Source organism: Paenibacillus oenotherae (genome assembly GCF_019443105.1).
Classification (GTDB): Bacteria; Bacillota; Bacilli; order Paenibacillales; family Paenibacillaceae; genus Paenibacillus_Z; species Paenibacillus_Z oenotherae.
The window spans coordinates 23,662-31,407 of the sequence record NZ_JAHZIJ010000032.1 but is presented as its reverse complement, the minus strand read 5'-3'; the positions used below and the strand labels follow the sequence as shown (position 1 = coordinate 31,407).

The following is a 7,746-nucleotide window of genomic DNA, read 5'->3' as shown; positions in this document are numbered from 1 at the left end:
GTTCGTTTCATCCTCCATGAAGTGTTTGATCTCCGCCTTCATAATGGATTCCAGGTTTTCTTTTACAAACTGAGTGACAAGATTTTCAAATAGGTTTGTGAGCTGGTTTTCTGCTATTATAGTCATGGAGTAGAGTCCCTTCTTGGTGCGTGGTAACCCCGAGGATACTCTACTTTTTTGTTCCCTGTTAAGGGGCCAAATCTTGGTACACAAACTATTGTACGTCATCCTTAAACGGCCGATTTTTGCTCAAATTCATGCCTGATCGCAGGCATTGTACCATTATGGCATCTTATAACGGAAATTCATGCACATTCGCAGGCTTCTTACTCCGTCACGACGCTGCCTTCAAAACACTTGGAGAAGAGGGTGTCCAGAAAGTTGTACATTAAAAAAGATGCTTCCCGTTCCACTTTTTAGTAGTTTGGAGGCATCTTTTCACATCATTTGGGACTGGCTCATTATATATTGGACTTTTCGGACAGTCGCTTTTTTCGCCTGTTAGCCGGGTACGGTTGCCCGCTTGCTGAAGAAAGACTTGAGTGCGTTGTATACCTCGCCTTTCTCGCGGATGACATAATACATAAAGTGAGGAAGGTTAATGTTCTTGTATGCGGACATTAGGGTGCTGGAGCGGTTGTACTGATTCACTTCCCCGTAGCCGAACAGATTGGAGCGCTTGAGCAGCTCTCCGATCAGCTTGACGCACCGTTCATTGTCGGAGGTTAGATTGTCGCCGTCTGAGAAGTGAAAGGGATAAATGTTATACATATTGGGCGGATAGCGGCTGTCAATAATATCGATGGCCTTGACATAAGCAGAGGAGCAGATCGTGCCGCCGCTTTCGCCGCGTGTGAAAAATTCCTCCTCCGTTACTTCTTTAGCCTCCGTATGGTGGGCGATAAACACGATATCGACCTTCTCATATTGATGCCTCAAGAAGCGGGTCATCCAGAAGAAGAAGCTGCGCGCGACGTATTTCTCGAAGCTTCCCATACTTCCTGACGTATCCATCATGGCCATAATGACTGCGTTGGATTGAGGCTTGATAATTTCTTCCCAGGTCTTGTAGCGCAGATCATTCGGTGATATGCCATGAATGCCGGGATTGCCGCTTGTCGCATTGCGTCTAAGGTTCTCAAGGATCGTCCGTTTCTTGTCGATGTTGGACATAATCCCTTTTTTGCGAATATCATTGAATCGGATTTCCGAGGTTTCCAGCTGATCCATGTCTTTCTGCTTCAAGAAGGGAAGCTCCAATTCCTCGAACAGCATCGTCTCCAGCTCCGCCAGGCTGATCTCAGCTTCTACGATGTCATCGCCAGGCTGCTCTCCGGCGCCTTCCCCTTTGCCGCCCTTCTTCGCTGATCCCGGGTCTACACCCAGCACATCGCCTACCTGGCTGTCGCCATCACCTTGCCCGACATGCTTGTTTTTGTTGAAATTATATACGAAACGGAATTCGTCAAGGCTCCGAATCGGCACCTTGATTACCTGCTTCCCATCGGACATCACAATGTTCTCTTCGGAGACAAGATCAGGCAGATTCTTCTTGATCGCCTCCCGGACCTTTTGCTGATGCCGTTCCTGATCTTGATAGCCTTTGCGGTGAAGCGACCAGTCCTCGCGTGATACTGTATACAGTGAACCATCCGATGCTTCCATACCGGAGTACCTCCTTGTCGCTATAGTCTCGTTGTTATTCATTGTATTCAAGACTCTGCCTGTTATGTGAGAATAATAACGCCCGATTCTAGCAAGAGTTGGACTTCGACGCTCTTTTTCCGTAAAATGATAGAGGCGAAATAAAAAATCTGCCAAGGCTCATCAGGAGCCAGGGCAGATTGAATTTTACGAGAGATGGCTTATCTATGTTCTGCCCTTTGTTAAGCGGCAAACTGAGCAAGAAGACCCAGGAAGAACAGCAGGATGAAGCCGAGTGAAAGCAGTGCGTTCAGCACGATCCCGATGATGGAGAAAGCTTTGCGGGTATTTTTCATACATGCCCCGACAATTCCGAGAATGAGCCCGACGAAGCTTGTGCCGATGAACACGAACATCAATAGTATGGGAAGGATGAACGAAGGATTCGAGACCATCGATTCGGCAGTCTCCGGATCAAAAGTACCGTTGTTCGACAGTTCTGCCGCATAATCCACAGATACGATGGAGAGCAAGACGATACATACGATAAATCCAATGATGCTGACCAGCCCGAGAATGAACGAGGCAATGCCAAGCTTGGATTGTTTCTTGACGATATCCATCTCTGGTACCGGGTTGAAGTTTGGAGCTGGAGGGTAAGATTCTCTGTTGTAATCATGTTCTGACATGGATGATTCTCCTTTGCGAATGGATATGCTACGAAATATTGTAACCTATTTGTCAACGATTGGAAAGGATGAAGATGGATAATGTTATCGAAATTTGGTGCTTTTGGCGCGATTCACGCGCTTCTTGCCGTGGCGCTTGGCGCATTCGGGGCGCATGCGCTTAAGGAGCGGCTCAGTGATGATATGCTGGCTATATTCGAAACCGGCGTCCGATACCACATGTATCATGCGATCGGATTATTGCTTCTTGCGTTTCTTGCGGATCGCCTGGGAGCGCAATCCAAGATGCTGTGGGCAGGACGGCTTATGCATGCGGGAATTTTTCTATTCTCAGGCAGCCTGTATGTGCTCAGCTTGAGCGGGATCAAGGTGCTTGGGGCGATCACTCCGCTTGGCGGAGTGGCCTTTATCGCAGCTTGGGCGCTTGCCGCTTATTCATTGTGGAAATCTGGAGGCCGCTAACGGTAGCGGCCTGCTGCTTCAGCGAGCTCGCGAATTTGCTCATTCAGCTTGCTCATTTCAGAGGTGATACGGCTTACGGATGCGAACTGCGAATCCGCTATGCCAGTCACCTCTTTTATTTGACCAGCCGCATGTCTGGATACCGTCTCTGTCTGCTCTACCATGGCGCTCACTTCCTGGCTTCCGGCAGATATCTCTTCCGTTGCTGCTGACATCTCCTGCAGCTGGTTGTTCATCGAGGTTACCGAATCCGTAATTCTGGCAAAAGCAAGCTCGGCAGACTGTGCCAGACGTGAGCCCTCGCTTACTTCAAGGCTTCCGTCATGTATGCGCTGCACCGCCATAGAGATGTGCTCGCGAATCGAAGAGACCCGCTCATAGACCCGTCCGGCCGCTTCATTCGATTGCTGCGCCAGCTTGCGGACTTCCTCCGCTACAACTGCAAATCCCTTCCCGTGCTCACCTGCGCGGGAAGCCTCAATATTGGCATTAAGCGCCAATATATTCGTCTGAGTAGCGATTTTGCCGATCCACTCTACAATTTCCATCGTCTCTTCGGAATGCTGGTTCAACTGATCCATCTGCCGGACTACCTGCTGCACAGAATGGCTCGCGTTGCCGATCTGCTCTACGGCCCGTTGAATGCTGGCTTGTCCTTCTTCAGCATGCTGGCTGGCGGCATCGGTTTGTTGTGACACCATATAGGTTCGATCATGAATCTGGTAGATGCCTGCTGCAATGCCGGACATGGCCCGAGCTCCGCTTGCAGTGCCTTGCATCTGTGCCTCCGCGCCATCCGATAGTGACCTCATAGACTGGACGATCTGCTCGAGGCCTGCCTTGGTTGTCTCCGTCTCGCCCGCAAGCACACTGGTTGCTGCCGCTGTTTGGCCGGATGTAGCTTCGATTCCCCGGACAATATCATGAAGCGAAGAGACTGTTGTATGCAGAGTCCCGGTAATATAACCGATCTCATCCTTCCGGCGCAGCTCCTTGGCAGGCGCTTCGGTCGAAAGCAGCCCGCCTGCAACATGCTTCATATAGATGCTTATCCGCTTCAGCGGTGCAATAATCCGGCGCTCAATAATAATAGCGATCAAGAGGATCAGCATAAGAGCGGCCACACCTGCGAGCAGGCTAAGTCTGCTCAGCTCTGCCGAGACCTGTGAACTAACATTCAGCTCGCGGGCGATCGAGAGAAGGCCGACAACTTTGCCAGACCATCCCAGAACAGGCGTCATGAGGACACTGAAAGATTGTCCATTCTGTTCGATAATATTCTCATGCGAGGAGCCTGCGCTGTCTTTTAACGCTTGTGCATAGAGTGAGGAGGCAATTTGATCTTCTTTAGGAAGATTACCTGCAGGCTCAATCCATCCTTTGCCGGTTCCGAGCTCTGAGTAGAACCCGACACCGACGCCGACAGTATCAGAAATAGCCGACATCGCCTCTGGATCAAGAAGCCTTCCGAAAATAAGAATGCCTGTCGAAGGCTTCGTATTGTCTTCATCCGTCACTTTAGAGGCTGCAATGAAAGCAACCCCCTTGGATGTAGGCATCAGACCTGTAAAATCACCCTTGCCGCTTATATATTCTATAATGCCGGTATCCTTAATCGAAGATTCAAATTCCTGGAAACCGCTGCTATGGGTGAGCACCTGCCCATTATTGTCTGCCGTTACTACGAAATCAATATTAGGCACGACATCTACTGCTATGCTAACGTTCCCTTCAATCCAGTCGGTATCATGGTTCTCGATGGCAGTGCGAAAATCTTCCCACCGGGAATTCGTCACCGTAACGTCCATAACATGCGAGGCGAATATGGACAGCATGCCGTGTGCGGCGGTCGAAGCATCTTGAGTGGCCTTGTCGTCGAGCGTAGTCATCCGATCGCTTATAGTGGTGAAATAATAGACCCCGATGCCGCATATAGGCGCGAGAAGTACAACAATAATGATTAAAATCAGCTGAGTCCGCACGGAGGATAAGGGATTGAATCGCATATTTGGATGATCCACCTCATATTCATAGTATGAAATACCTAGTTTACCCTTTATTTTGACAGGTAGCGACAATGTTTTCAATGAGAATATTGCTTGTGGAGCAATAAAGCAAAAACCTATATCCAGATTTGGCCAGTATCGTTTATAATAGAAGCACATTAGATACTCGAGAGGGGAAGGACGATGACGCGTGGCTATTGATGCGGCGGTATCTCCGAAACAGCAAGAGCTAAAAAAGAATGTAAGCGTTCGCAATTTAAGAATAGCGGCTCTTTCTCTTGGGTTTTCGGCAGTCTTTTGGGTGGGGATCTCTCACTTGTGGCTTTCCTCCTCCGCCTATTGGTGGAGTGCTGCTATTACGATATTGGTTGCATTGGCCCTGATTCTCGGTTTCATTGTTCCATCTCTTGTGCGTAATAAACGAATGCTGTCGCAGAATATACATACCCCGATTGTGGAGGCTCTCATTCAACACAATCCAATCGCTATGACCGTATTGAATCGTACCGGCGAGATTATCGATATTAATGAATCCGCAAGCCAAATGCTGGGCTACGATCGTCAAAGCCTGATCGGAGAATCTTTTCTCACATTGATTGAGCCTGATTCGCAGCAGCAGATTCTTCAGAAGTTCGAAGGTATCGTTCAAGGCGAGTTGCAGGATTCTACTCTGCTGGTTCGGCATCGAACGGGTTATTCATTTGATATCGGGGTCGTGTCGTCTCCGTTGTACAAGAATAAGGAAAGGATTGGAGCATTGCTGATCAGCAATGACATGAGCGACCGCAAGCGCAATCTTGAGCGGATTCGCTACATGGCCTATTACGATGATATGACCGGACTTCCTAATCGGAGATCGTTCATGATGCATCTGGATGAAAGCCTGGTCAATTCGCAGAGAAGCGGGGGCCTTATCGCGGTTCTCTATATGGATGTGGATCGCTTCAAGCTGATTAATGCCTCGTTCGGACGAGATTTCGGAGATATGCTCCTGCTCCAAGTGGCAGAACGGCTCACACGCGGCTTGGCGGAGAATGATGTGGTCGCACGCATGGAGGGTGATGAGTTCGCGATGCTGTACCGCAATGCGGGCTCTGAGAAAGAAGTGTTGGCCAAGACGAAGAATATAATGAGCATTCTGGAAGATCCCTTCGAGCTGCAAGGAGTGCCGCTGCATATGACGGTCAGCATAGGTGTAGCTACTAATATTGTTATGGAAGATGATGCCAGCGTCTTGATTAAGAAGGCGGATATGGCGCTTGGCAAAGTAAAGGATAGCGGCAAGAACGATTGCTTGCTTTATTCGGAGGCCTGGGACAACAGTTCGCTGGAGCGGTTGACGCTGCAGCATGAATTGAAGGGCGCGATTCAAAGAGGCGAATTTGTTCTGCACTATCAGCCGCAGTATCATTTGGGAACGGGCAAAATCGTCGGTGTCGAAGCGCTCGTCAGGTGGCAGCATCCGGAACGCGGTCTGGTACCGCCCGGGTTCTTCATCCCGCAAGCAGAAGAGAGCGGCATGATCATGCAGATCGGAGATTGGGTGCTGGAGGAGGCCTGCCGTCAGAATAAGGCGTGGCAGGAAGACGGACTTCGCCACATACCTGTGTCGGTCAACTTATCCATCAGGCAGTTTTTGCAACAGAATTTGACTGACAAGGTAGCGAATATTCTTGCGCGCACTGGTCTCAAGGCCGAGTTCCTGGACTTGGAGATTACTGAGACAATGACGATGGATGTGAAGCATGCCTCACGCTGCCTGCTGGATCTGACGAAGCTTGGTGTCAACATCAGCATTGATGATTTCGGCACAGGCTACAGCTCATTTCATTATTTGAAAAACTTGCCGATTGGACGTTTGAAGATCGACCGTTCCTTTGTTAGAGACATCCAGCAGGATCCCGGCGATGCGGCAATTGTAGCTGCCATTATTGCAATGGCTCACAATCTTAATCTGCAGGTTATCGCCGAGGGCGTGGAGAATGAGGTGCAGATGCAATTTCTGCAGAAGCATATGTGCGATGAAATGCAAGGCTATCTCTGGAGTCCCCCGGTATCGGGAGGCAAGATCGCAGAGCTGCTGCAGGCAAGGCAGCAATAATAAGGGGACTGTCCTCATCAGCAAAGCTCTGGTGAAGATGATTCCAGCAAGCAAAAGGAGAACCTTCAAAACCACCGTTACAGCGGTTTTGAAGGTTCTCCTTTTATGGTGACGGAAGGGGATGGTCAATCGTTACTAGTTGAGCAATAGATCATCAATCTCATTCAGTGTAAATGAATAAACCTGCTTCTCATCAACATGATAGACGGTTAACATTCCTGTCTTGTCTTCAAAGTTAACAATCCGGCAAGGAATGTTGAGCTTGACCCCGAAGCCCTTGTTGACCGTAAGCCGGATTAACCGGTTCTCTGCGATGCAAATTTTGATGCTATCCGTAATGAGCGGCCCGTCAATGATTGGAGCGGCATTCTGCTGCTTATCGGCAGTGACGGAAGGCTTGGACGCTGGGGCGGGAGGAGCTTCCTCTTTACCTTTTGCTGCGCTCGGCTTTGCGGCTGGCTGCTTCGAATTGACTTGCGCTTCCTCTAATGCTGCAATGATCTGGCCAAGTTGAACGCCCGATAGAATGCGGAAGTCTTCCAGCTGGCATTGATTCAGTGCATGAAGCAGGTTCTCCATTGCAATCGCATTTGTTTCTCCTTGAACAAGAAGGTCGACATTGAATAGGAACGCCTTTTGTTCATTGTTGCCTTTATCTGTTCTCATATTGCCTCCGTAACAACTTTGAATATATCTTTATCATAACATTAAAGAAATGTTTTATGTAGTACTTTTGATCTAAATTCTGTCGAATTTCGTTCACATCGCCAGCTATCGGCGAGTAACCGTTGCAGCCGTGCGGCATATAGTGAATAAGGTTTAATCGTCAGTTTTACAAGGGATG

General features: G+C 49.1%; 6 protein-coding genes and 1 pseudogene. 2 read left to right on the top strand and 5 right to left on the bottom strand.

Going from position 1 to position 7,746, the window contains the following annotated elements:
• From K0T92_RS25735 to K0T92_RS24175, 3 genes and pseudogenes are all read right to left on the bottom strand, one after another.
• A pseudogene (locus K0T92_RS25735) lies at positions 1–126 on the bottom strand (IS256 family transposase); the annotation flags it as partial.
• Between the two features lie 375 nt (positions 127–501).
• Positions 502–1,665: a sporulation protein YhbH gene (yhbH, locus tag K0T92_RS24180; RefSeq protein WP_219875193.1), complete on the bottom strand. Its 1,164-nt coding sequence runs from the start codon at positions 1,663–1,665 to the stop codon at positions 502–504.
• Positions 1,666–1,886: 221 nt separating this feature from the next.
• Entirely contained in the window at positions 1,887–2,333 is a 447-nt protein-coding gene (locus tag K0T92_RS24175; RefSeq protein ID WP_219875192.1) for a hypothetical protein, read from the bottom strand.
• Positions 2,334–2,414: 81 nt separating this feature from the next.
• Between K0T92_RS24175 and K0T92_RS24170 the strand changes: the two genes are divergently transcribed.
• Positions 2,415–2,795, top strand: a complete 381-nt coding sequence (locus tag K0T92_RS24170) for a DUF423 domain-containing protein (RefSeq protein ID WP_219875191.1) — start codon at positions 2,415–2,417, stop codon at positions 2,793–2,795.
• Here K0T92_RS24170 and K0T92_RS24165 read toward each other — a convergent pair.
• Positions 2,792–4,801 (bottom strand): methyl-accepting chemotaxis protein, encoded by a 2,010-nt coding sequence (locus K0T92_RS24165; protein ID WP_219875190.1) that lies wholly within the window; start codon positions 4,799–4,801, stop codon positions 2,792–2,794. The genes K0T92_RS24170 and K0T92_RS24165 overlap by 4 nt on opposite strands.
• Before the next feature lie 301 nt (positions 4,802–5,102).
• Between K0T92_RS24165 and K0T92_RS24160 the strand changes: the two genes are divergently transcribed.
• A complete protein-coding gene (locus tag K0T92_RS24160) occupies positions 5,103–6,902 on the top strand; it encodes a putative bifunctional diguanylate cyclase/phosphodiesterase (protein WP_343223788.1) in 1,800 nt (599 codons plus the stop codon).
• A 135-nt stretch (positions 6,903–7,037) separates the two neighbouring features.
• On the opposite strand, the gene K0T92_RS24155 is transcribed toward K0T92_RS24160, so the two are convergent.
• Complete coding sequence (locus tag K0T92_RS24155; RefSeq protein ID WP_219875189.1) at positions 7,038–7,568, bottom strand: hypothetical protein; 531 nt, start codon at positions 7,566–7,568, stop codon at positions 7,038–7,040.
• Between the last annotated feature and the right edge of the window lie 178 nt (positions 7,569–7,746).